Origin of the sequence: Prevotella sp. oral taxon 376 (assembly GCF_003043945.1) — a bacterium.
In the GTDB taxonomy this organism is placed as follows: Bacteria; Bacteroidota; Bacteroidia; order Bacteroidales; family Bacteroidaceae; genus Prevotella.
On the sequence record NZ_PYXG01000002.1, the window covers coordinates 408,747 to 432,927 of the forward strand.

Annotated in this window: 22 protein-coding genes; 3 read left to right on the forward strand and 19 right to left on the reverse strand. The window is 47.6% G+C overall.

Annotation, left to right across the window (positions count from 1 at the left end; translation table 11 throughout):
* Positions 1 to 5: 5 nt before the first annotated feature.
* A complete protein-coding gene (locus C7120_RS11225) occupies positions 6 to 449 on the reverse strand; it encodes a YhcH/YjgK/YiaL family protein (protein WP_107621760.1) in 444 nt (147 codons plus the stop codon).
* 16 nt (positions 450 to 465) lie between these two features.
* Positions 466 to 1,578, reverse strand: a complete 1,113-nt coding sequence (locus C7120_RS11230) for a phosphatidylinositol-4-phosphate 5-kinase (RefSeq protein WP_233247097.1) — start codon at positions 1,576 to 1,578, stop codon at positions 466 to 468.
* 106 nt (positions 1,579 to 1,684) lie between these two features.
* Between C7120_RS11230 and kdsB the strand changes: the two genes are divergently transcribed.
* A complete protein-coding gene (gene kdsB, locus C7120_RS11235) occupies positions 1,685 to 2,431 on the forward strand; it encodes a 3-deoxy-manno-octulosonate cytidylyltransferase (protein WP_107621761.1) in 747 nt (248 codons plus the stop codon).
* Positions 2,432 to 2,538: 107 nt separating this feature from the next.
* Here kdsB and C7120_RS11240 read toward each other — a convergent pair whose 3' ends face one another.
* The 5 genes from C7120_RS11240 to C7120_RS11255 form a co-directional block, all read right to left on the reverse strand.
* A complete protein-coding gene (locus tag C7120_RS11240) occupies positions 2,539 to 4,467 on the reverse strand; it encodes an NAD(+) synthase (RefSeq protein WP_107621762.1) in 1,929 nt (642 codons plus the stop codon).
* Positions 4,468 to 4,485: 18 nt separating this feature from the next.
* The gene (locus C7120_RS11245) at positions 4,486 to 5,604 is read right to left on the reverse strand and encodes a DUF2027 domain-containing protein (RefSeq protein ID WP_107621763.1); all 1,119 of its coding nucleotides are present in this window, start codon (positions 5,602 to 5,604) and stop codon (positions 4,486 to 4,488) included.
* A 352-nt stretch (positions 5,605 to 5,956) separates the two neighbouring features.
* On the reverse strand, positions 5,957 to 7,138 hold the full coding sequence (locus C7120_RS11250; RefSeq protein ID WP_107621764.1) for an iron-containing alcohol dehydrogenase: 1,182 nt from the start codon (positions 7,136 to 7,138) through the stop codon (positions 5,957 to 5,959).
* 63 nt (positions 7,139 to 7,201) lie between these two features.
* Positions 7,202 to 7,465, reverse strand: a complete 264-nt coding sequence (locus C7120_RS13820) for a hypothetical protein (protein ID WP_146154262.1) — start codon at positions 7,463 to 7,465, stop codon at positions 7,202 to 7,204.
* An 18-nt stretch (positions 7,466 to 7,483) separates the two neighbouring features.
* A complete protein-coding gene (locus C7120_RS11255) occupies positions 7,484 to 8,188 on the reverse strand; it encodes a phosphoribosylanthranilate isomerase (protein ID WP_107621948.1) in 705 nt (234 codons plus the stop codon).
* A gap of 553 nt (positions 8,189 to 8,741) precedes the next feature.
* Between C7120_RS11255 and rpe the strand changes: the two genes are divergently transcribed.
* Entirely contained in the window at positions 8,742 to 9,395 is a 654-nt protein-coding gene (gene rpe / locus C7120_RS11260; protein WP_107621765.1) for a ribulose-phosphate 3-epimerase, read from the forward strand.
* A 2-nt stretch (positions 9,396 to 9,397) separates the two neighbouring features.
* Here the strand turns inward: rpe and C7120_RS11265 are convergent, their stop codons facing one another.
* The 7 genes from C7120_RS11265 to gap form a co-directional block, all read right to left on the reverse strand.
* On the reverse strand, positions 9,398 to 9,994 hold the full coding sequence (locus C7120_RS11265) for a sigma-70 family RNA polymerase sigma factor (protein WP_107621766.1): 597 nt from the start codon (positions 9,992 to 9,994) through the stop codon (positions 9,398 to 9,400).
* A 343-nt stretch (positions 9,995 to 10,337) separates the two neighbouring features.
* Positions 10,338 to 11,726, reverse strand: coding sequence for a glycoside hydrolase family 57 protein (locus C7120_RS11270; protein WP_107621767.1), 1,389 nt, complete (start codon positions 11,724 to 11,726; stop codon positions 10,338 to 10,340).
* Between the two features lie 115 nt (positions 11,727 to 11,841).
* Positions 11,842 to 13,110, reverse strand: coding sequence for a glycosyltransferase family 4 protein (locus C7120_RS11275; protein WP_107621768.1), 1,269 nt, complete (start codon positions 13,108 to 13,110; stop codon positions 11,842 to 11,844).
* Positions 13,111 to 13,127: 17 nt separating this feature from the next.
* Positions 13,128 to 15,074 carry a glycogen debranching enzyme N-terminal domain-containing protein gene (locus C7120_RS11280; protein WP_107621769.1) on the reverse strand — a complete coding sequence of 649 codons (1,947 nt, stop codon included), beginning with the start codon at positions 15,072 to 15,074 and terminating at the stop codon, positions 13,128 to 13,130.
* A gap of 325 nt (positions 15,075 to 15,399) precedes the next feature.
* On the reverse strand, positions 15,400 to 16,332 hold the full coding sequence (locus C7120_RS11285; RefSeq protein ID WP_107621770.1) for a diacylglycerol kinase family protein: 933 nt from the start codon (positions 16,330 to 16,332) through the stop codon (positions 15,400 to 15,402).
* Entirely contained in the window at positions 16,323 to 17,240 is a 918-nt protein-coding gene (miaA, locus tag C7120_RS11290) for a tRNA (adenosine(37)-N6)-dimethylallyltransferase MiaA (protein ID WP_107621949.1), read from the reverse strand. Before miaA ends, C7120_RS11285 begins: the two co-directional genes overlap by 10 nt.
* Positions 17,241 to 17,384: 144 nt before the next feature.
* Positions 17,385 to 18,452 carry a type I glyceraldehyde-3-phosphate dehydrogenase gene (gap, locus tag C7120_RS11295; RefSeq protein WP_107621771.1) on the reverse strand — a complete coding sequence of 356 codons (1,068 nt, stop codon included), beginning with the start codon at positions 18,450 to 18,452 and terminating at the stop codon, positions 17,385 to 17,387.
* A gap of 237 nt (positions 18,453 to 18,689) precedes the next feature.
* Between gap and mscL the strand changes: the two genes are divergently transcribed.
* A complete protein-coding gene (mscL, locus tag C7120_RS11300) occupies positions 18,690 to 19,079 on the forward strand; it encodes a large conductance mechanosensitive channel protein MscL (protein ID WP_107621772.1) in 390 nt (129 codons plus the stop codon).
* Positions 19,080 to 19,607: 528 nt separating this feature from the next.
* Here the strand turns inward: mscL and C7120_RS11305 are convergent.
* Genes C7120_RS11305 through C7120_RS14060 form a run of 5 tightly spaced genes read right to left on the reverse strand, consistent with a single transcriptional unit; the run spans position 19,608 to position 24,134 of the window.
* Positions 19,608 to 19,997, reverse strand: a complete 390-nt coding sequence (locus C7120_RS11305) for a rhodanese-like domain-containing protein (RefSeq protein WP_107621773.1) — start codon at positions 19,995 to 19,997, stop codon at positions 19,608 to 19,610.
* Positions 19,998 to 21,542, reverse strand: a complete 1,545-nt coding sequence (gene guaA / locus C7120_RS11310) for a glutamine-hydrolyzing GMP synthase (RefSeq protein ID WP_107621774.1) — start codon at positions 21,540 to 21,542, stop codon at positions 19,998 to 20,000.
* A 4-nt stretch (positions 21,543 to 21,546) separates the two neighbouring features.
* Positions 21,547 to 22,407, reverse strand: a complete 861-nt coding sequence (locus C7120_RS11315) for a sugar phosphate nucleotidyltransferase (protein ID WP_107621775.1) — start codon at positions 22,405 to 22,407, stop codon at positions 21,547 to 21,549.
* 24 nt (positions 22,408 to 22,431) lie between these two features.
* Positions 22,432 to 23,973, reverse strand: coding sequence for an RNase adapter RapZ (locus tag C7120_RS11320; RefSeq protein WP_107621776.1), 1,542 nt, complete (start codon positions 23,971 to 23,973; stop codon positions 22,432 to 22,434).
* Complete coding sequence (locus tag C7120_RS14060) at positions 23,970 to 24,134, reverse strand: hypothetical protein (protein ID WP_199220698.1); 165 nt, start codon at positions 24,132 to 24,134, stop codon at positions 23,970 to 23,972. The genes C7120_RS11320 and C7120_RS14060 overlap by 4 nt, the downstream gene beginning before the upstream one ends.
* Positions 24,135 to 24,181 lie beyond the last annotated feature (47 nt).

Consider the following 24,181-nt stretch of genomic DNA (forward strand, 5'->3'; position numbering starts at 1 on the left):
AATATTTATACTTTAATTTTGAATATTGCTTTCTTAATTTCTTCTGCCTCCGTGATAAGGGGAGCATGCGCATCCTGAGGAGCAAACATGATAAACATTCCTGGTTCGCATCTTACATATTGCCGTGGCTTTATTGTCGGTGCAAAGCCAATATCACGAGCCATGTCATAGCTTCCTTGCGGTACAGCTCCTATTGGACACCACCCGTATTCTTCCTCCTCGAAAGGAATCTGAACATCTATCATCTTGCGGTGAAACTCCAGAAATGCATTTGAACGGCTCTTGCCTTTGCTCAGGTCTATATTCAGAAGAAGTTCATCATCCTTTAAGACATAATGTCCTACTGGTAAATCCTTCAAATCATGCGTATTGATAAATTCCAGCACCTTCCCAACCAGAGGATTCAAGCCTATATACTTCTCCAGATTATCAAGCGTGTCAATGATCATGATATCTCTATATTAATTAATCGATAATTCTGCGCCCATGCTCATAATGACCACGAGCGGTGATCTGACCGTTGCGATCTTTCTCTACGAACTTGCCTGTACGCTCATCATGATCATATCTACCTTCGAAACGCTTGCCGTCCTTGTCTTCCTCTATGGCTGGTCCTTGGCGCATACCGTTTTTATAAGAGCCCTTGAACTTGCTACCGTCAGCAAAATGGATAACAACCTCACCCTCTACTTTGCCAGCCTTGAAATTTCCTTCAAATACATCACCTGCCTTTTTCACAAGCTTACCATGCCCATCTTGCATATCTGCTTTCCAGCTGCCCGTATAGCTATCGCCGTTCCGCCAGAGATAAGTTCCCTGCCCGTTTTTCTCTCCCTCGAGAAACTGGCCCTGATACTTGTCTCCGTTCGCATAACGGAATATACCAACTCCGGTTCGCTCACCTTGCACATAGTCGCCTTCATAGTAATCACCATTCTGAAACTTATAGATGCCCTTCCCGTTTTGAATGTCATCTTTCCAATCTCCTATATAGGAATCGCCATCAGCATACTTGAATGTTCCTTTTCCGGAACGCTGGTTATTCGCCCACATCCCATCATAGGTGGTTCCATCCCCCCAATCAAAGAAACCTTTGCCCGATTTTTTGTCATCCTTCCATTGACCATTATAATATGCGCCATTAGCATAAGTATACTTTCCTTTACCGGACCGCTTATCGTGATCCCAGTTTCCATCATACCTATCGCCATTGTAATAATGCATGACACCATGGTCTTGCTGATAGTCTCGGTACCAGAGACCTACATACTTATTGTTATTCATGAAATAATAAGTACCATGCCCATGCTGTTGATCTTGATACCACTGACCTTCATATTTCTCCCCATCCGAAAAAGAATAGACGCCATATCCCTGTCGCCATCCTTTCACATATTCACCCTCAAAAGTATCACCATTCTCAAAAACAGTAATGCCCTTTCCATGCGGTTTCCCATTCATCAACTCTCCTTTGTAAGTGCCCCCGTCATGTGTTACACATGAGCCCAAGGTTATCTTCTGAGCATGGATGCTCAAAGGCAGGGAAAGAAGTATATATGCTAATATCCTAATTTTCACAAATTCAAAATTTAATATTCAATGCTCAAAATTAGCAAAAAACATCGATAATTCAAAATGTATTAGTAAATTTTAGTATCTTTGCAGAAATAATCCATAACAAATCATGACAAAATTCATTGCGATTATTCCCGCACGCTATGCATCGACACGCTTTCCCGGTAAACCCCTCGCCATACTCGGCGGCAAACCTGTGATACAGAGAGTTTACGAGCAAGTAACATGCGTTCTTGACAATGCATATATAGCCACTGACGACCAGAGAATATATGACACGGTAATGGGGTTTAAAGGTAAGGCCATCATGACGCGTCCTGATCATCAAAGTGGTACCGACCGCATAGAAGAAGCCATTGAGAAAATCGGTGGAGACTTCGATGTCGTAGTTAATATCCAAGGGGATGAGCCCTTCATCCAACAAAATCAGATAGAGGCTTTATGTGCATGTTTCAAAGATCCTGATACCCAAATCGCCACCTTGGGGAAACCGTTTTCCACGATGGAAGCTGCGGAGAACCCGAATTCTCCTAAGATTGTGGTAGATAACCATGGATATGCAATGTACTTCAGCCGCTCGGTAATTCCTTTCGTCCGCGGTGCAGACAAGTCTGAATGGCTGAATAAATACCCTTTCCTAAAACACTTGGGCATTTACGCCTACCGAAACGAAGTGCTCCACGAGATCACACAATTGCCCCAGTCATCCCTTGAAAAAGCGGAAAGCCTCGAACAGCTTCGCTGGCTTCAAAATGGATACCGCATCAAGGTGAGTGTTACTGATGTAGAAACTATAGGCATTGACACCCCGGAAGACTTGCAAAAAGCAGAAGAGTTCCTGAGAAGGATAAAATAAATCCTTTCATAATTCACAAGATTTCTTAAGACAACGAGGGAACTGCAATTAGCCGGTTCCCTCATTTACACAATTCTTTTTATTCCTAAAAGAAGGCCGCCGCTTATTTATAGCGCCTCCACCTCATTCTGCCATAATGTATTAGCCGCATCGCTGGGCATACGCCAATCTCCTCGAGGACTCAGACTCACACTTCCCACTTTTGGACCGTCCGGCAAGCAAGAACGCTTAAATTGTTGGCTGAAAAATCTTCTACAGAATACTGACAACCAATGTTTTATAACTTCGTCTTCATATTCTCCTTTAAATGCTTTCTGGGCTAATAGGAATATCTTCGCAGGACGGAAGCCATGACGTAAGAAATAATAAATGAAGAAGTCATGAAGCTCATATGGCCCCACAATATCCTCTGTCTTCTGCTTAATCTGTCCATTTACATCAGCAGGGATAAGTTCTGGAGAGATCGGAGTATCCACAATATCGAGCAGAGTTTTTGCGGTAGCCTCGCTCGCGGTGGTTGCCACATAGCGGATAAGATGCTCTACAAGTGTCTTGGGTACACTCACATTTACCCCATACATGCTCATATGGTCGCCGTTATAGGTGCACCAGCCCAAAGCCAGCTCCGAGAGATCTCCCGTGCCGATAACCAGAGCTTTCTCTTTATTGCTCAGATCCATGAGAATCTGGGTGCGTTCGCGAGCCTGTGCATTTTCATAAGTTGTATCATGGAGCGCCGGGTCTTGAGCAATATCCTCGAAATGCTGCTGCACGCTCTTTACGATATTGACCTCACGAGTTGTAATACCAAGGCCCGCCATCAGATTGACAGCATTGGCATGGGTGCGGTCCGTTGTCCCAAATCCCGGCATCGTAGCGCCTATGATACCTTTACGATTGAGCTTCATCTTGTCAAAAGTGCGAACGCATACTAACAACGCCAAAGTAGAATCCAATCCTCCACTGATACCTAAAACGACCTTCTTGATATGGGTATGCACCAGCCGTTTGGCAAGTCCCATGACTTGTATATTGAAGATTTCTTCACAAGTGGTCTGCATCTGCGTGTCAGAGGGGATAAGAGGATGAGGATTTACATAGCGTTCTAAAACAAAGTCGCGCTCTTCGATAAAGCGCGCATGGATATGTTTCACATCCTCTTTCAGCATACGGCGCTGTGCATTCACATAAGTCGTGTTGTTCACGCGTTCCGTACGAAGCCGCTCCACATCCACCTGATTAACCACCAATTGGCTATCCATAGAGAATCTGTCGCCTTCAGAAAGCAAAGTTCCATTCTCAAAGATAAGAGCTTTTCCGCTATAGACAAGATCCTGTGTGCTTTCCCCAAAGCCTGCGCTGGAATAGACATAGCCTGTAATGGTGCGGGCACTCTGCTGGGCAAGGAGTCCTTTCAGATAAGAGTGCTTACCATTCAGTTCATCGCTTGCCGAAAGGTTGAAGATGAGGTCGGCACCGGCAAGGGCCAAATGATTGCTCGGAGGTGTCGGAGCCCACACATCCTCACAAATCTCAATGCCGAATTTCACGCCTTGGAAGGTTTCAAATATTTGTGGGGAGGATGTGATATGCACTTGATTCCCGGCAAAATGAATGTCCTGTTCCTTAAGATCTTGGCATGAAGCGAACCAACGCTTCTCATAAAACTCACCGTAGTTTGGCAAATATTCCTTAGCCACAATGCCGAGAATCTGACCTTTTTGAATCACGATGGCACAATTGAGCAAGAGATCGCCTGCTATCACGGGAAGTCCGACAATGCTGATAACGCCCAGCGAACGGGTAAAATCAAGCAACTCCAGTACGGCATCTTCCGATGCGTCGAGCAGCAACTTCTGCCGAAAGAGATCCTGACAGGTATAACTGGTCAACGACAATTCCGGGAACACGACGATTTCGACACCCTTGCCCTCGGCCTGAATGATGAGCTTCTCTATTTCTTTCACATTATACTGGCAATCGGCCACCTTCACCGAAGGCACTGCCGCTGCTACCTTGATAAATCCGTACTTCATATATTTGGCTTATCTATATTATCTTATTATAACCTGTGTGGCACCATAGCCATATTCCTGGAACGACGCATCCTGATACTGACAGCGCCTATAGCGATAAGTGAGTTCATTGATAATGGCATGACGCAGCACTCCCTCACCTTTTCCATGAATGAAAATGATCTTCTTGCCATGCCTGTCTTTGTTTTTCTCGAGCACTTCGCGGAACTTCTTCAACTGATACTGCAGGATATCCTGATGCTTCATGCCCTCAGTACTGTCCAAAAGTTGATCGATATGTAAGTCTACCACTAAAGTGTCCTTGTCGTCCGGACGCCTCTCAATGGCCTTTTTCCCCTCTTCGGGCTGCTTATACATTTCTTGTTTCAAGGCTTTGGCATCCACGAAGAGAGGGCGAACCTGTCGATCGTTCTCAACAATGGCATAAAGCAAGGCCGGGGTGTCGAAAAACTGATTGTCCTGAAAAGTATGCAGCTTATAGAATTTCACCGGATCCAGCCGCAATTGCACCTCTATGGGCGGCTTCTGGGCAAAAGGCCTGTCTTTTTTATAGGCAAGCATCTGCACGGCCAGATGCAGCATTTCGTTAAGGCTCTCACGACCGATTTCCTCTATATAGAACTTGGTGTTTGGCTTTACCTCCGCCCGCGAGCGCAATGTCCACGAGGAGCCTTCGGCTGTCATATAAGCATATTGTACGAAATAGTTGCTGTCATTCACGAAGTAGACCTCAAAACGGGTGTTTGTAACCTCCTTGATATCTATGGGGACGAAGGCAAGAAAACAGCTAAGCTGATTTCCTCCCTGTCGCTCTTCCACGGGCGCCATAAAGGTGAGGGGCTTTTCGAGGTCGACGGTATCCTCCACCGCCATGTCAACTTCCTCATCCTGCCCTTGTTTCATCAGCTGGCGAATACTCACGCCTTTCCGCCTCTCGGGGGCACCCTCTTGCTTCTGAGCCACGATACGGCTTGTCTCATAGTCCTGGCCCGCGGCGACTACGACAACCTCCGTAATGGGCGTAGGTATCTGAAACCCATCCTCATCTTCCACGAGAACGATGTTCTTGCCTTGAAAACCGGCAACGACACCCCCACCCTTTTCTGACAGGAAACTTACTTTATCTCCAATTTTCATATATTGTCGTTAATAATGTGGGCAAATTTACATAATATTTGCGAGAACCACAAAGATTTCGTGGCCTTTTTCAAAAAGGGAGAATAGGCGTGGATTCTGCTCTCTGGATTTCCCTTTTACAAGGCATTCCCATGGATTAAGAAGCCCCGAACGGCAGTATAAAGAAGAGAGAAATGCCCATAAAACAAATTTGGGATGCAGGAGAGAAAGCATGCCAAGGGTTCTTCCATCATTGTTACAAGCAGCTTGTAACACGATTACCAGCCGTTAGTAATGTCGTTACTAACGGCTGGTAATTCAGCGAAAAGCCCCCTGCAGGCTCCCTTCCATTATATTATATATAAAAAGAGAATTACTTATACGACAACTTCAGAATCTCCACGATCTCATCATGCCTAAGTGGTTGGCGGTCGCACGCTACCAATCCGCCCATCACCTCGAGGGCGTTGCTTGCCATGGTGTCAAACTCCGCGGGGGTGATGCCATAGTCGCTCATCTTCAGACCGTCAACCCCACAAGCACGCTGCAGCTCTACAAGTGCCGTGATAAAGTCTTCCGGCTTCTCCGCGTCAGCCTTACCAAGCATCTTGGCCATATTCACGAATCGGTCATCGCATACATGCTTGTTCATCACCGTGGTAAAGTAGGCCCTTGAAATCATAATCAGGCCTGCCCCGTGAGGCAACTGCTCGTGATAGGCACTCAATGCGTGCTCTATGCTGTGCTCCGCCGTGCAGGCGCTGGTATCCATGGAATAGCCGCTCATGGTGTTGGCAAAGGCCACTCGGGCACGGGCCTCCATATTCTTACCATCTCGGCAGGCTATTGGCAGATACTTGCCGATATTGGTGATAGCCGCCTCCTGGACCATATCGGAATAGAGGTTTGAGCGATTGCTCACATAACCCTCCAGACTGTGGAAGAGTGCGTCAAAGCCTTGATAGGCAGTGAACCGAGGAGGTACACTCACCATGAGCTCCGGGTCTACAATGGCATAGACGGCAAAGGCACGCGGGTCGCCGAGGCCCAGTTTCTCATGGGTCTCCGGATTGGTGATGACTCCCGCGCAATCGACTTCCGACCCTGTTCCTGCCGTGGTGGTAATGGCGATCCAGGGAAGCGGTGCGTTCACGGCGTGCTTTCCCTTTCCGGTACGGCCCGTCGCGTAGTCCCAGAGATCGCCGGAATTGGTCGCATTGATCGCCATCACCTTGGCCGCATCCATGACGGAGCCACCGCCAAGAGCCACCACGAAGTCGCAGCCGTTCTCGTTGGCTACCTTCGCTCCTTCTTCTACGCTCTCCTTCACGGGGTTGGCCTGAATCTTATCAAACACCACTGCCTCTACTCCAGCCTCCCGCAGCTCATTCAGGGTGCGGTCGAGATAACCGTTCACGCGGGTTGACTTACCATTTGAAATTACGAGCAGAGCCTTTTTGCCCGGCATGGGCAGGGTATGCAGACTATTCAACTGACCGGCACCAAACAACACCATTGTCTGTCCGGGAAAAACGAAAGATAGTTTTGTTTCCATTACGACATCCTCTTTAAAGTTACGAATTGATTCTGGGTCAAAGATAGCAAGTTTTTCAATATCTCATATTACCACTTTTACGGATTTTATCGCCACCTTCATTTTTACCGAAAGGCATCTCCCGTATGGGAAGCGGATAACGATGGTAGCCGGACAGATGGTGGCATCCGGCATCCCCATGCGCTCCACACTGGTATGCCGTCGCTCAACATCCGTCTTGCTCATAAGTATTCCATGGTGCATATCCATAAAAACGCACACGCCCGACATAGCCACGCCATGCCGACTGAACCCGGTTTTGACAACGACGCGTGCCTTACCTGTCATCTTTTTGTGTGAATGACTTTATTTCTCCCTGACCTCCTGAATGAATCTGCGCAATTTCATAACATCCTTTACGCCAGGCTTTACCTCAAAACGACTATTCAAATCAATACCCGCAAACATCGGATGAGTCAAAGCCCTCACGCTCCCAGCATCGTCAGGACCTATGCCCCCACTCAGAAAAAACGGAATATCACCGTCATACTGCCGGAGCACAGACCAGTCGAAATGCTCACCGCTTCCATCTATAGCCTTGCGTTTGATATCAAAAAGGAACATGTCTACGGCACCTCTGTAAGCTCTGCACTTCTTGAAGTCCCCAACGCCAGAGACACGGATGGTCTTAATAATCTTTATACCGGGACGAATGTCGGGGTCAAGCGTAAGGCGCAGGTTCTCACAAGTCTCTCGGGGCTCGTCTCCATGCAATTGAATATAATCGAGGCTATAATTAAATACGCGTGTAACGATATTCTGGGGCATATCATCAACAAACACCCCCACCCGCTTAGGTTGAGTCTTAGAATCCGCTGTTGCGCCATATTCTCCTTGGCTCCGGCGAAGACGCTCCTCGCTATAATCGGGAATGATACCTGCCTGGGCACTGATCATCTGCACATATCGGGGACTCTGAGGCCAGAAAACAAAGCCTATCATATCGACACCCAGTACCGCAACTTCGCGGATATTCTCGGATTCTCGCATGCCGCAAACCTTTATCAACATAGTCATATTCATTTATAATGCCCAAAGTAGTTGCAAAGATAAGGCTTCCTTTTGGATTATCCAAAGCCTTCCCTAAAAACTTTCATAGACTTCCTGTTGCTTCCCGCTTGGCAATATCGGCGACTTCGTGCGACAAAATCGCCGATTTCGTCCTTCAATTTCGCCGATTTCGTCAGACAATATCGGCGAAATTGTCAAACGAATAACGGCTGACAGCCGATTTGTTTATGTCCGGGCGACTTCCTCTTCTCCCTCGTTTTCCCCTCCGCCTCCTATACCTATTATAATAAGGTATATGCTATAGAGGGCTCACAGCTAATGCGACGGAAATAGAAAAAATGCAAGGAATGATGTAATAAAGCCCAGATTCCATCGTTTTCTAAATGTATACCAACCACAAAAGCAGATGAATGGCCTATGAAGTATTTTACCCCAGAAGAAATGGAGCCGTCTGAAAAGACCCTGAGTTTTATCCGGCAATTCGCAAGAAACTATCATGCCCTTCACGCAAAGGGGAATAATATGTCCAATTGTCTAAACTAAAATCTCTGCCATGAAGAAAATAATGGTATCCCCTTCTCTGCTCTCCGCCGACTTCCTCAATATACAAAAGGAGGTGGAAATGATCAACCAGAGTGATGCCGACTGGCTTCATATGGATGTAATGGACGGTGTCTTTGTTCCGAATATATCGTTTGGATTCCCCATACTATCCGCTGTTTCAAAGATATCCAAGAAGCCCCTTGACACCCATTTCATGATTGTGCAGCCTGAAAAGTATATCAAGGAAGCTAAAGAATCCGGAGTCTACATGATGACTATCCATCAAGAAGCCTGCCTGCACCTCAATCGCACAATCCATGCCATACGCAATGCGGGCATGAAAGTAGGAGTGGCACTAAACCCCTCCACGCCAGTAAACACCCTGGAAGATGTAATCAACGATATCGACATGGTGCTGCTGATGAGTGTCAATCCGGGCTTCAGCTCTCAGAAGTTCATAGAGAATACTATTGGCAAAATAGCACGACTGGGCAAACTCATTGCTGACAGCGGAAGTAAGGCCCTCATTGAAGTTGACGGCGGGGTGCAAAGTGAAACCGCCCCACGCCTCGTTGAGGCCGGAGTCGATGTGCTGGTGAGCGGAAGCTATGTATTCAGATCAAACAATCCAATAGCTACAATTCACGCCCTAAAGAATCTCTGATTCTAATCGGACATTAAGGTGATGTGATTGGTCTTGGCCATTTTGCGAAGGTTCAAGATGGCATAACGCATGCGCCCAAGGGATGTGTTGATGCTCACATTCGTGATTTCGGCAATTTCCTTGAAAGAAAGTTCCTGATAGAAACGCATGAACACCACCTCGCGCTGGGTCTCTGGAAGCATTTCCATCATTCTCCGCACATCGCCAGAGACTTCTTCCCTTATATGCACATTCTCTATATTGCCGTCAAGCAACTCCGTTCCGCGGATATTCGAAAGGTCATTGTCTTCGTTAGCCTCCACCATATGTTCGTTTCGTTGCGAACGGTAAAGGTCCATTATGACATTGTGGGCTATACGGATAAGCCATGCGGAAAACTTCCCGGTGGGTGAATATTTGCCTTCCTGCATTTTGATGATGACCTTAACGAAAGTATCCTGGAATATGTCATTGGCTTTTTCGCGGTCTCTGACCACAAACAAAATGTATGAAAAAAGCTTCGCTTTATTGCGTTCCAACAATAGATCGAAAGCCTCAACGCTACCGTCAATATAAGAAAGAGCCAACTCTTCGTCGGTCATCTTACTGAAAATACTCATTTCCTTTAACTTTTAAATTGGAGTAAAGGTTTTGCGATAGGCTTCTTTCTATTTATTGTTTGAAGACTGTTAATATTCGTTGCAAATATAAAAGTTTTCTTTGATTTGGCCAAATTTTTAACATAAAAGTTACTATTCTTCACAAGAAAAGAGGTTGGCGCAGGATGCTACCAACCTCAAATTCAATGTTTCGAAAATGTCGAAACCCATGAAAAACATGCCTCAAATATAAATTTTAATTTTGAAAAAAGCAAATTTTTAACATAAAAAGTTACGAAATTCATTAAAAAGACCCCGTCTTCCAATATGACGGGGCTGCTTTTCGATGTCATTCTTTCGAAAATCATTCGGATTTCTTTGAAGAGGTTTTCTTCGGCGAAGTCTTTTTCAAGGCCGGTTTTCCCCCTATCTGGGCACGAAGTTTATCGCTCGCGGTTTCAATCTTTTCTATCTTTGCTTGCAAACGGGTGATTTCCTTGTCTTTCATTTCAATCTCGTCGCCCTGATTTTTAATAGTGGTAAGCAAACTTTCCAGTTCGTCGTTATCTATATCTTCCGGATAAAGATTGTTCACTCGGGTAACGAAATCACCCAGAATATTCATGTAGTTGGTGAACGCGTCAAACGGAGATGTATAAATGCCACGGTCAATACCCACCCCGGAAGACTTAGTAGTCATGAAACGGAAATTGTTGGTAGCCTGCAAATAGTCCCAATCCTGATTGATACGGGGATCATTGGCAATACGAACACGGTCGGCTACACTATAGAGTTTGTTGAATGCCTCGCGCTGCATAGGGTTGCCCAACCATGTGGAAACATCACGCTCCTCGTCCATCCACGAAAGCGTATCTGGAACATCGAGCGCACCCGCACTCTTCATCTTCAGGCAGACCTCCGTAGGGGTGGAGAATGTGATGCCCTTAGCCTTTGCACATGCCGGTAATGCTTTGAGGAATTCCAAGATATTGCTCGATAAAGGCTGGGAGATCCCGAGCGCATACAAGTTCATGAAAATGCCATAAAACTGCTCTTCTTCTGGACAATCCGCAATCTTCTGAATATAATTGTCAGCAAACAGAGGATAACCTTCCCAGTCGCTATTATTGAAGCGTAGTGAGATATCATCACTCAAATTCACATCGCGGAGCAAGAGCTTGAGACTTGGAGCTAAAGCCGAATGATAGATATAATGTGGAGACTTCCAACCTAATACATGCTTTGCACCTTCAGTAAGCATTCCTTTGAAACCTAACTGGGAAGCCTGCAGACCAATATCGTCGCTATAGATAAGTCCCGAATTACGAAGGATCTGGGGAGTATGACCGAAATACTCCTTGACTTTTTCCATCTGACGCTTAACTTCCGCGGCAAAGCTCTCCTCGTTGGTTAATGAAGCAAGCCCATGGGAATAAGGCTCCGCGAGGAACTCCACACATCCAGTTTCGCTCAGCTCCTGTAACTTCTCAAGCACTTGGGGAGCATGCATTTCTAACTGCTCCATACCCACTCCCGATAGCGAGAAAGCCACCTTGAATTCCTTTCCGTTTTCCTTAATCATCTCGCCGATGGCATTCAAGGCCGGCATGTAGGAACGCTCCGCAATATCTGTTATGGAACGCTCATTCTCGTAATCATCATAATAATAATGATCAGTACCGATATCAAAAAAGCGATATCGCCTCAGATGAATAACCTGGTGTATCTCAAAATATAAACAAATCGTCTTCATATTCTTATTATATTAATTGTTTTTTAAAAGATGACTTTCTACTCTCCTTTTCGTGTTTCCCATACGGAAAAAGATAACCTTTCATACGGGTTGCCTACAGCCTTTTACCTAAACACTATGTCCAGCCGAGTGTGCGCTCATAAAGTTTATAAATCCAGGCACCTACCTTCTCCCATGTAATCTGGTCGACTTCCTTTTTCCCTTCTTCTTGCAGATAGCGGAAAAGGCTCTCGTTATGGCAAATGGAATAAATCGCATCGGCCATTGCGTGAATATCCCAGTAATCTACCTTTATACAGTTATTCAGAATCTCGGCGCATCCACTTTGTTTGGAGATAATCGATGGCGTGCCACATTGCATGGCTTCCAAAGGAGAAATTCCAAAAGGCTCACTCACAGACGGCATTACATACACATCAGAGTCTTTCAGGCATTCGTAAACTTGTTTTCCTCGCATAAAACCTGGGAAATGAAACCTATCGGCTATACCCCGTTCGGCTGCCAGATAAATCATCTGATCCATCATGTCTCCTGAACCTGCCATACAAAAGCGAACATTGCGCGTGCGGTGGAGCACCATGTTCGCTGCTTCGACAAAGTATTCTGGACCCTTCTGCATTGTCAGGCGTCCAAGGAAAGTAACAACTTTTTCCTTTCCCGTATGATCCGGGCGAGGAATATCCTGCAATTCCTGGCGGAGCGGATACACGGCATTATGCACCGTGAAGCACTTGCGTGGATCCTGGTGATACTGATTTATAACGGTCTGACGAGTCAACTCACTCACGCACATAATGCAGTCCGCATTGTCCATACCATCCTTCTCAATGCTATAGACGGTTGGATTTACATGACCGCGGCTGCGGTCGAAATCAGTAGCATGAACATGAATGCACAATGATTTTCCGGAAACATGCTTTGCATGAATGCCAGCAGGATAAGTGAGCCAGTCATGGGCATGGATAATATCGTAATCAAAGGTACGGGCTACCACGCCGGCAATTACAGAGTAGTTATTGATTTCTTCATGTAGGTTCTTAGGATAGCCGCCTGCAAACTCCATAGCACCCAAGTCATTAACATGCATATAATTGAAATCACCATAGATGTGGTCGCGAAGTTGATAATAAAGCTCCGGTTCCATGATTTTCCCTATACGGCTCTTTAGGTAGTCATAGTCAATATCCCGATAGGTTATGGGCACGCAGTTCATCGCCACCAAATTCGCTGCCGATCGGTCTTCATCGCCGAAAGGTTTAGGCAGGCACAAGATTGTCTCCACCTTGCCCAAGGCATGCAATCCCTGTGAGATGCCATAATTGGCCGTTGCCAAACCGCCATATACATGAGGAGGATACTCCCATCCAAACATTAAAACTTTCATGGTGATGCCCTCCTTATTTAATATGTATATTTTTCAAGCAGCTCAAGTGTACGAAGCACTTCAGCCACATTCATCGTATATGAGATTGCCCCGCGCCCCCTGAATGGTGGATTCCCATCGAAGAGTTCTGGCAAAGTGCCCAAACAATGATAGAACATCTCATCCTCATATCCTACCATCTGGCGCTCAACAAAGCTCAGACGCGTACGCTTATAGAGTTTCAGGCAGGCTTCCATGTAGAAACCACCCAACCAAGGCCAGGCCGTACCCTGATGATAAGCAAAGTCGCGCTGATTCTGCGGCCCCACATACATGGGATTGTAACCGCCGCTCTTCGGGGAGAGCGAGCGCAGTCCTTTAGGAGTTAGCAATTCTCGGGTACAAATATCAATGATGTTCTTTTTCTGTTGCTGATCCAACGGTGAATAATCAAATGCGACAGGAAATATCATATTCGGCCGAACGCTCCAGTCTACCATCATACCATCTACATAGTCATATAGATATCCATACTCATTGAGAAAAGTTTCCAAAAACGATTGCTTGCATTTTGCGGCAATTTCCTCCAGATGGTCGGCATATTTATCGTCCTTTCGGTCACGAGCTATCGAGGCCGTAAACATCAAGGCATTATACCATAAAGCATTAAACTCGACAATGTATCCATTACGCGGAACAACTGGGCGCCCGTTTGACGCAGAGTTCATCCATGTGATGGGTTCTTCCTTGCCACCGGAAGCATAAAGAAGTCCATTCTCCTGAAGATCAAGATTGGGATGTTTGCTGTTTTCAATATACCGCATGATCTCCATAAGCAATTGACCATATTTATCGAAACATTGCTGACGACCACATTCACGGGCATACTGTTGGATACACCATACCGCCCAGAGTGGAACATCTGGCTTCTCGATCTCATAAATCTTCTTGCTAACAGGCTTTCCCTCCATGAACTCTCGCAATGCGACGGAAGCCGTCTGCATGACCAAGTCATAATAGTCATCTTCTTCTATGGAAAGCGTAAGCCCGGGAAGTGAAATGAATGTATCGCGCGCACGACTCTTAAACCATGGATATCCGGCGAGGATGTAGCGGTCGTCGTTTTTCTCGTGAATGCGGAATTGATGAGCCGCATTTACCAGACAATGGAAGAAGTTATCACGAGGAGTGCGCTCATCCACCTCCGCCTGAAAGAGTTTTTTCAAGCCAGTGGTCTTGATCTCTGAAACGGCAGCCGAGAAGACAACGCTCTCACCCTTGCGGATATTCATCTCGAAATATCCCGGAACATAAAGATCTTCGTTAGAAGCATAACCACGCTGCTGTTCCTTCGGATACTCTATGCCGCGATACCAGTCGGGCTGGAAGACGAACCCGTTCTTCTTCGAGAACTGCATATAAAGGTCTGGGTAACCTGCATACATACAAGTCTTAATGCCATTGTCAACAGGTGAATAGTCGCGTGATGCCACTGAGTTTTCATGTGTAAACTGGCGAACGCTCCTAAACGCCAGGAACGGGCGGAAGCGAAGTGTCGTTGCAGAATGTGCATCCTCCAGTGTATAGCGGATGAGGATTCTGTCTTCATAATGTTGGAACACCACTTCCTTTTTCAAAATCACGCCTCCCACACGGTAAAGCGTGGTCGGGACTTTGTCGCAATCAAACTCGCGGATGTATTTATGTCCTTTAGGACTGAAATTGTCGCCCTGATACTTGTGAAGGCCGAGGTTGAACTCTGCTCCATGCTGGATAACGGTTACATCGAGCGAAGAAAGGAGCACATGGTTGTCATCATCCAGATTAGGCACAGGAACGACGAGCAGGCCATGATATTTCCTCGTGTTGCAATCCACTATCGAAGAGCATGAGTAGGCACCCGATCGATTGGTACGAAGCAGTTCCTTAGGCAGAGCCTCCTCCAAGTTGGTCATCAGGGCTTTTTCGAATTTAAGATAGCTCATAGGTTATATGTAAGATTTAGTTATGTAAGATAGCATCAGAATAGATATATCGACATGTTCTGTCGCTATATCATTCTTGCTTCAAAATTACAAAAAAATAAATATAAAACCAAATAATTTCTAACTATTTTTCTCAAAACAAATATTTAGTGTCTTACAAAACAAAACCGACAAAGGAATTATAAAAGTAGGAGGCGGGCTATACATCGAGAAAAGAAAGAATTTGAGAATTTTCTCCAAACTATAAGTTTATCGGGGAAAGAAAAAGAAAGTCCTTCTCCATCGAGGGACTTTCTAATATTTTGCAACCAGAGTAACCGATATCCTATACTGGTATCAGGAAATTGATAACTTCCTGCTCTACCCTGATCGTGTATTCGCCTACCGGGGAATTGAGAAGCCGCCCGTCGATGCCAACCAAGGCCTTCTCCGCATTCTGCACCTGCACTTCCTTCGTGCGATAGGGATGCACACTCCTGTGGTTCAGGAACTTTCCTCTGACAAAAAGGTAAATCCCCTCTATCAGCTGTGCCATCTCCGGATGATAGACCACGCTCACATCAAGCAGTCCGTTATAAGGGACAGCATTCGGCGTCTGCCCATATCCGAGGGCATTTCCCACGCAGACCGTCATCACCTTGCGGTTGATGCTCTCGCCATTTATCTTCAGATGCATCTTATACTCCAGTCGCTGGAATATCATCAGGATAAAGGAAATCACATAGCTGATCGTTCTCGACCCTACGGCATGGCGGGTCTGACGACGCAGGTTCATGATCGTTGCTATCAGACCAATATTGACGCAATTCAGGAAATAACGATGACAGGCCTCTCCGTGCTTGTTCTTATAATTGATCCGGCCAAGGTCTATCTTCCTCACACGATGTTCTTTCAACCATTTGACCGACTTCTCCGTCTCCCCTTCCTGAAATCCCCAGAAATGGGCAAAATCGTTCATCATGCCGTTGGGAATCACCCCCAACGCAATCTGGTCGCGCACTTCTTTCTCCGTTTGCATCAGACAATTCACCGCATCATTCAGTGCCGAGTCGCCACCTACTATTATCAGAGTGCGATAGCCATTGTTAATCATCATCTTAACGAGCCGCTCCACGCTGCCCATATTTTCGCTCTGCACATAGTCGAAATCGATGTGCTCACTGCGAAGCACCCGCTCGATATTCTCCCATCGCTTCTGCGGGCGAAATGAATTCTTCGGGCAATAGAGGATGCCCCATTTATTTTCGTTTACTGCCATAATGCTAATATTTGTCTTATCTTTGTTTCCAGCGGAAGCATCGCGTCTATCCAATGGATGGTGAAGCCCCTGCGCTCCATGCCGCGAAACCATGTCATCTGCCGCTTCGCAAACTGATGAATGGCTATCTCAAGGTTTCTGAACATCTGGTCGTAGGTAGTCCTCCCGATGACATACTCCGTAACATACCTGTACTCAAGCCCGTAATATATCAAATCTTCGGCAGGTATTCCCCTGTCCAACAAGCCCTTAACTTCCTCAATCATACCCGTTTCCAGCCTTTTCCTTAAGCGATGCGTAATCTTCTCCCGTCTTAAGTCCCGGTCAATATTCACCCCAATGACGAGAGAATCTACCGGAGGCATCTCGCGCAAGGGCATCGGGTGCTCGAGATTATAGGTCTCTATCTCGATGGCACGGATTGCCCGCTGGCAGGAATCCACATCTGTCTTGTTGTGCATTTTGCTCCCGGTCTTCGCCTTCAGGTCTTTCAGCACCACAGTCAATGCTTCCAGAGACTGCCCCTCCAAGGTTTTCCTCAGACTTGCATTCTGGGGCACGGGCGAAAGTTGATACCCCTTCAACACGGCCTCGATATAAAGGCCCGTCCCCCCACAAAGTATCGGATGCTTTCCCCGCTTCCTGATATCCTCATAGACGGCACGGAAATCCCTCTGATATTCATAGAGATTATACTTCGTCCCCGGCTCCGCGATGTCAATGAGATGATAAGGTATCTTCCCTTCGGCCGTCTCATAGTCGGCGAGATCCTTCCCCGTGCCGATATCCATGCCGCGATAGACCTGCCGGGAGTCGGCGCTGATAATCTCGGCACCTCCCATCCGGGCGGCCAAGGCCGTGGCAAGCGAGGTCTTCCCGCTGGCGGTAGGGCCGAGTATCGTTATCATCTCATTCATGCCGCAAATATAAATAAATTATCCCAAACCACCAAATCCGGAAACGGAATGAATGGGAAGAGGTGGTATCTACAAAAAAAGAACCGCCCGGCATCAGCCGGACGATTCCTATAAAGTCTTTAGCTTGTAGCCGTATTACTTCAGTTCAGCGAGGTACTTAATGGTACGAACCATCTGAGAGGTGTAGGAGTTCTCGTTGTCATACCAAGAAACAACCTGTACCTGATAGGTGTCGTCGTCCATCTTGCTTACCATTGTCTGGGTTGCATCAAAGAGAGAACCGAACTTCATACCGATGACATCGGAAGAAACAATCTGGTCCTCATTGTAGCCGAAGCTCTCGTTGGCAGCAGCCTTCATGGCCGCGTTGATGCCTTCTACGGTTACATCCTTGCCCTTAACGACAGCGATAAGGATCGTGGTAGAACCTGTAGGAGTCGGAACACGCTGTGCGGAACCGATCAACTTACCGTTCAGCTCAGGGATAACAAGACCGATGGCCTTGGCTGCACCCGTTGAGTTAGGAACGATGTTGCAAGCGCCTGCGCGCGAACGACGAAGGTCTCCCTTGCGCTGCGGGCCGTCAAGAATCATCTGATCGCCGGTATAAGCGTGGATGGTAGACATGATACCTGACTGGATAGGGGCATACGCGTTCAGCGCAGCGGCCATGGGAGCCAAGCAGTTCGTCGTGCAAGACGCGGCGGAAATCACCGTGTCGGCAGGAGTCAGGGTCTTGTGGTTGGTGTTGTAAACGATGGTAGGCAGATCGTTGCCTGCTGGAGCAGAGATCACCACCTTCTTGGCGCCAGCCTGAATGTGGGCAGAAGCCTTGGCTTTAGAGGTATAGAAGCCCGTGCACTCAAGTACAACATCTACATCGAGCTTACCCCAAGGAAGCTCTGCAGCGTTTGGCTTTGCATAAATGGTAATCTCCTTACCGTCAACGATGATAGAACCTGGAGTTACGACGGTCTTGCCATCCTCTGCGAGAACAGCATCCTTATAGTCTACGGTGTGCTTGCCTTCGCCGTACTTGCCGGCGAAACCACCCTGGGCGGTGTCATACTTCAAGAGGTGAGCGAGCATCTTTGGACTTGTCAGGTCGTTGATGGCAACAACCTCATAACCTTCAGCCTCGAACATCTGACGGAATGCGAGACGACCGATACGGCCAAAGCCGTTAATAGCTACATTTGTCATTTTACTTTTTTAAATTTATTAAAGGGTTAAAATATCGAATCGATTTACTAATCTTTTTTCCTTTTGCTGTGCAAAGTTACGAAAAAATTCCTATATTTGCAGTCGGTTTTAGTCTTAAATTATATAAAATGCGCGCCCTAACAACATTTTTTGCTGAAATCGGCCGCATTCTATTCTAAGTCTGATAACTCGATGTTGCAAAACTATAGATTTTTAATTTTCAAATAAAAAGGACAAATGAGGAAATTTCTGAACGAATTCAAGGAATTCGCCATGCGTGGCAATGTCATGGACATGGCAGTAGGTGTTATCATCGGCGGTGCCTTCGGCAAGATCGTAAGCTCGCTGGTAGACGATGTGCTCATGCCTCTCATCGGCATGCTTCTGAAGGGAGTGGACTTCAAGACATTGGGAATTACGCTGGGCGATGCCAAGATTACTTACGGCAACTTCCTGCAGAACATCCTTGACTTTGTGATTATCGCATTCTGTATATTCCTCATGATTAAGGGCGTCAGCAAGCTCAATCGCAAGAAGGAAGAACCTGAACCGCCCGCGCCAGCACCGGAACCCACGGCTGAAGAGAAGCTGCTCACCGAGATCCGAGACTTGCTGAAGAACAAATAAGACACTGAGATCCCTACCGGTGCATAGGTGAAAGGGCAAAAGCCTTTTTCACCTATTTTGTTTTATATGTAAAACATTTTCGTAAAAATCTGTTTTTGCATAATTTCAAGCATATTGCATATTATGCAAAAAATCATGGCCATTCGGGCAAAAAGCGGCTTCCGGGAAGGCTTTCAGCGGCCTTTCACCCTCCTTTCAACGGCTAAAAGCCGGGCTGTTTACCGCTTTTTATAACCGGAAACGGGCGTTCCGGACGCCCGGAAGCCATTAACACGGCTCTTTTTTGAATTTTCAAAAAACCGAGATTGCCGCAGAGGCACTTTTCAGGCGTTCTAAGGAGCTTTCGCCTTTACCCTTCACCGTTTCCGCCGAGACAGTCATCCGGGCTCCTGCCCGATTTATGCAATATGCATTTTAGCTTCGCGAATTCCATAAAGTATTTTCATAAACAACACCATCCTGAAACATAAAAAAGGCTTCAAGAAGTTCCTCTCCCTGAAGCCTTACCATTCCGTTTTTGCGAAAAGGCTATTTCTCAATGGAGTATCCCGCATCTTTCCATGCCAGGATACCCCCTTCGAGATTTACCACTTTATAGCCCTTCTTTGCCAATTGGCCTGCTGCCATGGCACTTCTACGACCCGAACGGCAATAGACGGCTACCGGCTTATCCTTCCGCAATGTCTGCTCACATGTCGGCATGAAATCAGACTTCGTTACATCGATGAGTTTCGCCCGGCTTATATGTCCCTCGAGATATTCCTCCATGCTGCGCACATCCACCAGTTGGACATCGCCTTTCTGGATGGTTTTCTCAAAAGAGCTCACATCAACAGTGTCGAAAGCCTTGCTGGTGGAGCAACCCGTCAAGGCCGCTCCTGCCAGCAGGTTTACTAAAATCTTTAAAAAACTTCTCATTTACTCCCATTCTATGGTCGAAGGGGGCTTCGAAGAGATGTCATAGCAGACTCTGTTCACCCCCTTCACCTTATTAATAATCTCATTGGAAACTTTCGCCATGAAGTCGTAGGGCAGATGAGCCCAGTCGGCGGTCATGGCATCCTGAGAGGTTACGGCACGCAAGGCCACCGGATGCTCATAGGTGCGCTCGTCGCCCATCACTCCCACGGAGCGAATCGTAGAAAGCAGCACCGTTCCCGCCTGCCACACATGATCATAGAGAGAGGTGCCGTCAGGCATGGTATACCGGTGCATGTTCTCGATGTAGATGTCGTCGGCATCCTGAAGAATGCGGACTTTCTCGCGGGTAATATCTCCCAGAATCCTCACTGCCAGACCCGGGCCGGGGAACGGATGGCGCCTGATGAGCCGTTCGGGCATGCCCAGCTGGCTGCCCACACGCCGCACCTCGTCCTTGAAGAGCCACTGCAGGGGCTCGCAAAGCCGCAACTTCATCTCCTTAGGAAGCCCTCCCACATTGTGATGGCTCTTGATGGTCATGCCCGTGATGCTCAGGCTCTCGATGCGGTCGGGATAGATCGTACCCTGAGCAAGCCACTTGGCGTCCGTGATTTTCTTAGCCTCCGCATTGAAGACTTCCACGAAATCCCGCCCGATAATCTTGCGTTTCTGCTCCGGTTCGCTCACGCCTTCAAGGTCTTTGAAGAACTTGTCCGACGCATCGACACCGATTACATTCAGCCCCAGACCCGCATAGGCATCCATCACTTTCCGGAATTCATTCTTGCGGAGCATGCCGTGGTCGACAAAGATACAAGTAAGGTTTTTGCCGATCGCTTTGTTCAACAGGGTTGCGCAGACACTGGAATCAACGCCGCCGCTCAGTCCGAGGATGACCCGGTCATTGCCCAGCTGCTCCTTCAGTTCCCTCACCGTGCTCTCCACGAACGACGCCGCACTCCACTCCTGCCTCGACTTGCAGATGTCGATGACGAAGTTTCGCAAGAGAGTCTTGCCCTGAAGGGTATGAAAAACTTCCGGATGGAACTGCACAGCCCATAGAGGAACCGTCGTAGAGGCATACGCCGCAAACCTGACATCGGCCGTAGAGGCTATCACATGACAGTCTTCGGGAATGGCCGTAATGGTGTCGCCATGGCTCATCCACACCTGCGAGCCTTTCTCGAAGCCCTTGAACAAGGGGTCGGCGAGGTCTATCTCCTCCAGATTGGCGCGCCCATACTCTCGCGTGCCGGCAGGTTCCACCTTGCCGCCATTGGCATGGCTGATGAACTGGGCACCGTAGCAGATGCCCAAAACGGGCACTTTGCCGACGAACTGCGTAAGGTCTGCCTTGAAGGCTTCCTTATCGTGAACGGAGTAAGGACTGCCACTTAGGATGACGCCAATGACGGAGGGGTCGTCATGGGGAAACTTATTGTAAGGCAGAATCTCGCAGAAGGTGTCAAGTTCCCTCACCCTTCGCCCGATAAGCTGGGTGGTCTGGGAGCCGAAATCGAGGATAATAATCTTCTGTTGCATGGGGTTATCTATTTAATTCTTGAATAAATTGCTCTGCTTCTTGCAGGGTGCCGAGCTTGCCGACATCCATTAATCTCATTCCCTCTGCCACATAGCCCTTGATGGGAGCCGAGGCACAGTTGGCAAGATAGAAGTCCATGATCGGGAAACGGGCAGGATAGTCGGCCATCCGAGGAAACAACGAAGGCGAAAAACAATGGATGCCCGAAAAGGCATATGCCTTCAGAATCGTCTGCCCATAGCCCAACAGACAATGCCTGACCTCAATATGTTCATGATGGCCGGGCAATGTCATGAACTCTTCCGGATGCTCCGTGCCGAATTCACGAAGCCACTTGAACGGGCTCTTCACCTCGCCGGTTTCGATGTTCGTCCAGCCTACGAGCCGCATCTGCCCATCGAAAAGCAGGTAACGGCTGGTCTTTCTCCAGCTCACGAGCAGCGTTGCCGATGCGTCAAGACAGCTTCTGGAACCATAGTTGCGCATCTTTGGAGCCTCGGCATAGAATCTCTCCAAATCCACATTGCTCAGAATATCGACATTGTGAATCAGTATCTGTCCGCCGGCATCAAAGCAGGGCGCGGCCTTCTTCATGCCCCCTCCCGTGTCAAGGAGTTCCGCGCTCTCGTCGCTGACTATGATTTCCAAACCGAAATCGCCGTTAGCCTTCAGGTAATCGATGATTTGGCGTGAGAAATGGTGTACATTGACAACGATGCGGATGAAGCCAGCCTTCTTCAATCGAAGAATCACATGCTTGAGCAGCGGCTCTCCCCCAACCTCGACCAAGGCCTTCGGCTTTTTGTCGGTCAATGGTTTCAGGCGGGTCCCAAGGCCTGCCGCAAATATCATTGCTTGCTTCATAGCTGCAAAGTTACTAAAAATCCGTCATTCAGCAGGCAAAATCCGTGAAATATTTTGCTCCCGATGGATGATGCGGACCTCTATTCCAAACCTCTCGTGAATGTGCTCTCCAAGATGCTGGGCCGAATAGACGCTGCGATGCTGGCCGCCCGTGCAGCCGAAGCAAAACATCAGATGCGTGAAACCGCGCTGCATATAGCGTGCCACATGATGGTCGGCCAGTCTGTAAACCGCGTCCAGAAAGCTAAGGATCTCACCGTCGTCCTCAAGAAAACGGATAACGGGCTCGTCAAGTCCGGTAAGTTTTTTGTAAGGCTCATATCGCCCCGGGTTGTGTGTGCTGCGGCAGTCGAAGACATAGCCTCCGCCGTTTCCCGATTCGTCAGCCGGCATTCCCTTGTGATAAGAGAAGCTGTAGACCGTCACGACAAGCGGCCCTTTGCCGTCATATCGCGAGAAGGTGGCCGGCCCGTCGAGTGGATTACCCTCGTAAATGTCCCGGTCTGTAACCTTATAACCATCCTCCCGCTTCACGACGGGTTGTTCCTGGGGGGCAAACCGGGGCATTTCCGTAAGCCGACGGAGCATGTCCATCATATACGGATATGGGAATGTGCCTTCTCCCATCTTGAGAAGTTCGCGGAGATTGTCCATTGCCGGAGGAATGGAATCCAGGAAGTGCTTCTTGCGCTCGAAGTATCCGCGGAATCCATAGGCGCCAAGCACCTGAAGGATTCGAAACAGGACGAAGAGTGCCAGGCGGTTGACAAAATGCCTTACCGCAGGAACTTCCGTATAGTTTTTCAGCGAATTGTAATACTCGTAGACGAGCTCACGGCGCAGCTTGTTAGGATATTTTGCGGAGGCCTGCCACAAGAAAGATGCCAAGTCATAATAATAGGGCCCTTTCCGACCACCTTGGAAATCGATAAAATATGGCTTGCCCTCTGCGTCAAGCATAATATTGCGAGCCTGAAAGTCGCGGTAAAGGAAACTCTCACCGGGCTCCGAGGTCAGATCCTTGGCAAACATGCGGAAATTAGCCTCAAGCTTGAGTTCGTGAAAATCAAGTTCCGTTGCCTTCAGAAAGCAATATTTGAAATAGTTCAGATCGAAGAGGACGCCGTCGACATCAAACTCCGGCTGGGGATAACAATTGCTGAAATCCAGCCCATGGGCTCCTCGAATCTGAATGTCAGGTAACTCTCGAATGGTTTTTTTAAGGAGTTCTCTCTCTTTCTGATTGTATCTTCCACCAGCCTCACGCCCACCTTTGATGGCATCAAAAAGGGAAACCTGTCCTAAATCAGTCTGCAGATAGCATAGCTCGTCTTCACTTACAGCAAGAATCATCGGAACAGGAAGCTGGCGATGGGTGAAGTGTCGGGCAAGATAGATAAAAGCGTGATTCTCGTCGCGGCTGGTTCCCACAACACCGACAACACTCGAACCTTGACTGTCCTGGATGCGGTAATAGACACGGTTGCTCCCTGCGCCAGGGAGTTTCTCCACCTGCGAGGGCTCTTCACCGCTCCAATGTCTGTACAACTCAACAAGCTGCCTCATTCCTGCCTGTGTTTTTTCTCCCACTCGCCAAGTGCCCAATCTATGAGCAGCAGGAGTATGAAGATGCCCAAAGACATGAAGAATGACTTCGTCAAATAGATTAGCCCGGCCGCAACGATAAAGTAGACCAGCCATTTTTTCCAATTAAACTCTACCTTCATGTTACAAAGATACAAAAAAGATGGGATTATCACATGGATGGTTCGTG

Coding starts and splice junctions, on each gene's coding strand:
- C7120_RS11225 (WP_107621760.1), bottom strand. CDS start 449: ATGATCATTGACACGCTTGATAATCTGGAGAAGTATATAGGCTTGAAT.
- kdsB (WP_107621761.1), top strand. CDS start 1,685: ATGACAAAATTCATTGCGATTATTCCCGCACGCTATGCATCGACACGC.
- C7120_RS11240 (WP_107621762.1), bottom strand. CDS start 4,467: ATGAAGTACGGATTTATCAAGGTAGCAGCGGCAGTGCCTTCGGTGAAG.
- C7120_RS11245 (WP_107621763.1), bottom strand. CDS start 5,604: ATGAAAATTGGAGATAAAGTAAGTTTCCTGTCAGAAAAGGGTGGGGGT.
- C7120_RS11250 (WP_107621764.1), bottom strand. CDS start 7,138: ATGGAAACAAAACTATCTTTCGTTTTTCCCGGACAGACAATGGTGTTG.
- C7120_RS13820 (WP_146154262.1), bottom strand. CDS start 7,465: ATGACAGGTAAGGCACGCGTCGTTGTCAAAACCGGGTTCAGTCGGCAT.
- C7120_RS11255 (WP_107621948.1), bottom strand. CDS start 8,188: ATGTTGATAAAGGTTTGCGGCATGCGAGAATCCGAGAATATCCGCGAA.
- rpe (WP_107621765.1), top strand. CDS start 8,742: ATGAAGAAAATAATGGTATCCCCTTCTCTGCTCTCCGCCGACTTCCTC.
- C7120_RS11265 (WP_107621766.1), bottom strand. CDS start 9,994: ATGAGTATTTTCAGTAAGATGACCGACGAAGAGTTGGCTCTTTCTTAT.
- C7120_RS11270 (WP_107621767.1), bottom strand. CDS start 11,726: ATGAAGACGATTTGTTTATATTTTGAGATACACCAGGTTATTCATCTG.
- C7120_RS11275 (WP_107621768.1), bottom strand. CDS start 13,110: ATGAAAGTTTTAATGTTTGGATGGGAGTATCCTCCTCATGTATATGGC.
- C7120_RS11280 (WP_107621769.1), bottom strand. CDS start 15,074: ATGAGCTATCTTAAATTCGAAAAAGCCCTGATGACCAACTTGGAGGAG.
- C7120_RS11285 (WP_107621770.1), bottom strand. CDS start 16,332: ATGGCAGTAAACGAAAATAAATGGGGCATCCTCTATTGCCCGAAGAAT.
- miaA (WP_107621949.1), bottom strand. CDS start 17,240: ATGATAACGATACTCGGCCCTACCGCCAGCGGGAAGACCTCGCTTGCC.
- gap (WP_107621771.1), bottom strand. CDS start 18,452: ATGACAAATGTAGCTATTAACGGCTTTGGCCGTATCGGTCGTCTCGCA.
- mscL (WP_107621772.1), top strand. CDS start 18,690: ATGAGGAAATTTCTGAACGAATTCAAGGAATTCGCCATGCGTGGCAAT.
- C7120_RS11305 (WP_107621773.1), bottom strand. CDS start 19,997: ATGAGAAGTTTTTTAAAGATTTTAGTAAACCTGCTGGCAGGAGCGGCC.
- guaA (WP_107621774.1), bottom strand. CDS start 21,542: ATGCAACAGAAGATTATTATCCTCGATTTCGGCTCCCAGACCACCCAG.
- C7120_RS11315 (WP_107621775.1), bottom strand. CDS start 22,407: ATGAAGCAAGCAATGATATTTGCGGCAGGCCTTGGGACCCGCCTGAAA.
- C7120_RS11320 (WP_107621776.1), bottom strand. CDS start 23,973: ATGAGGCAGCTTGTTGAGTTGTACAGACATTGGAGCGGTGAAGAGCCC.
- C7120_RS14060 (WP_199220698.1), bottom strand. CDS start 24,134: ATGAAGGTAGAGTTTAATTGGAAAAAATGGCTGGTCTACTTTATCGTT.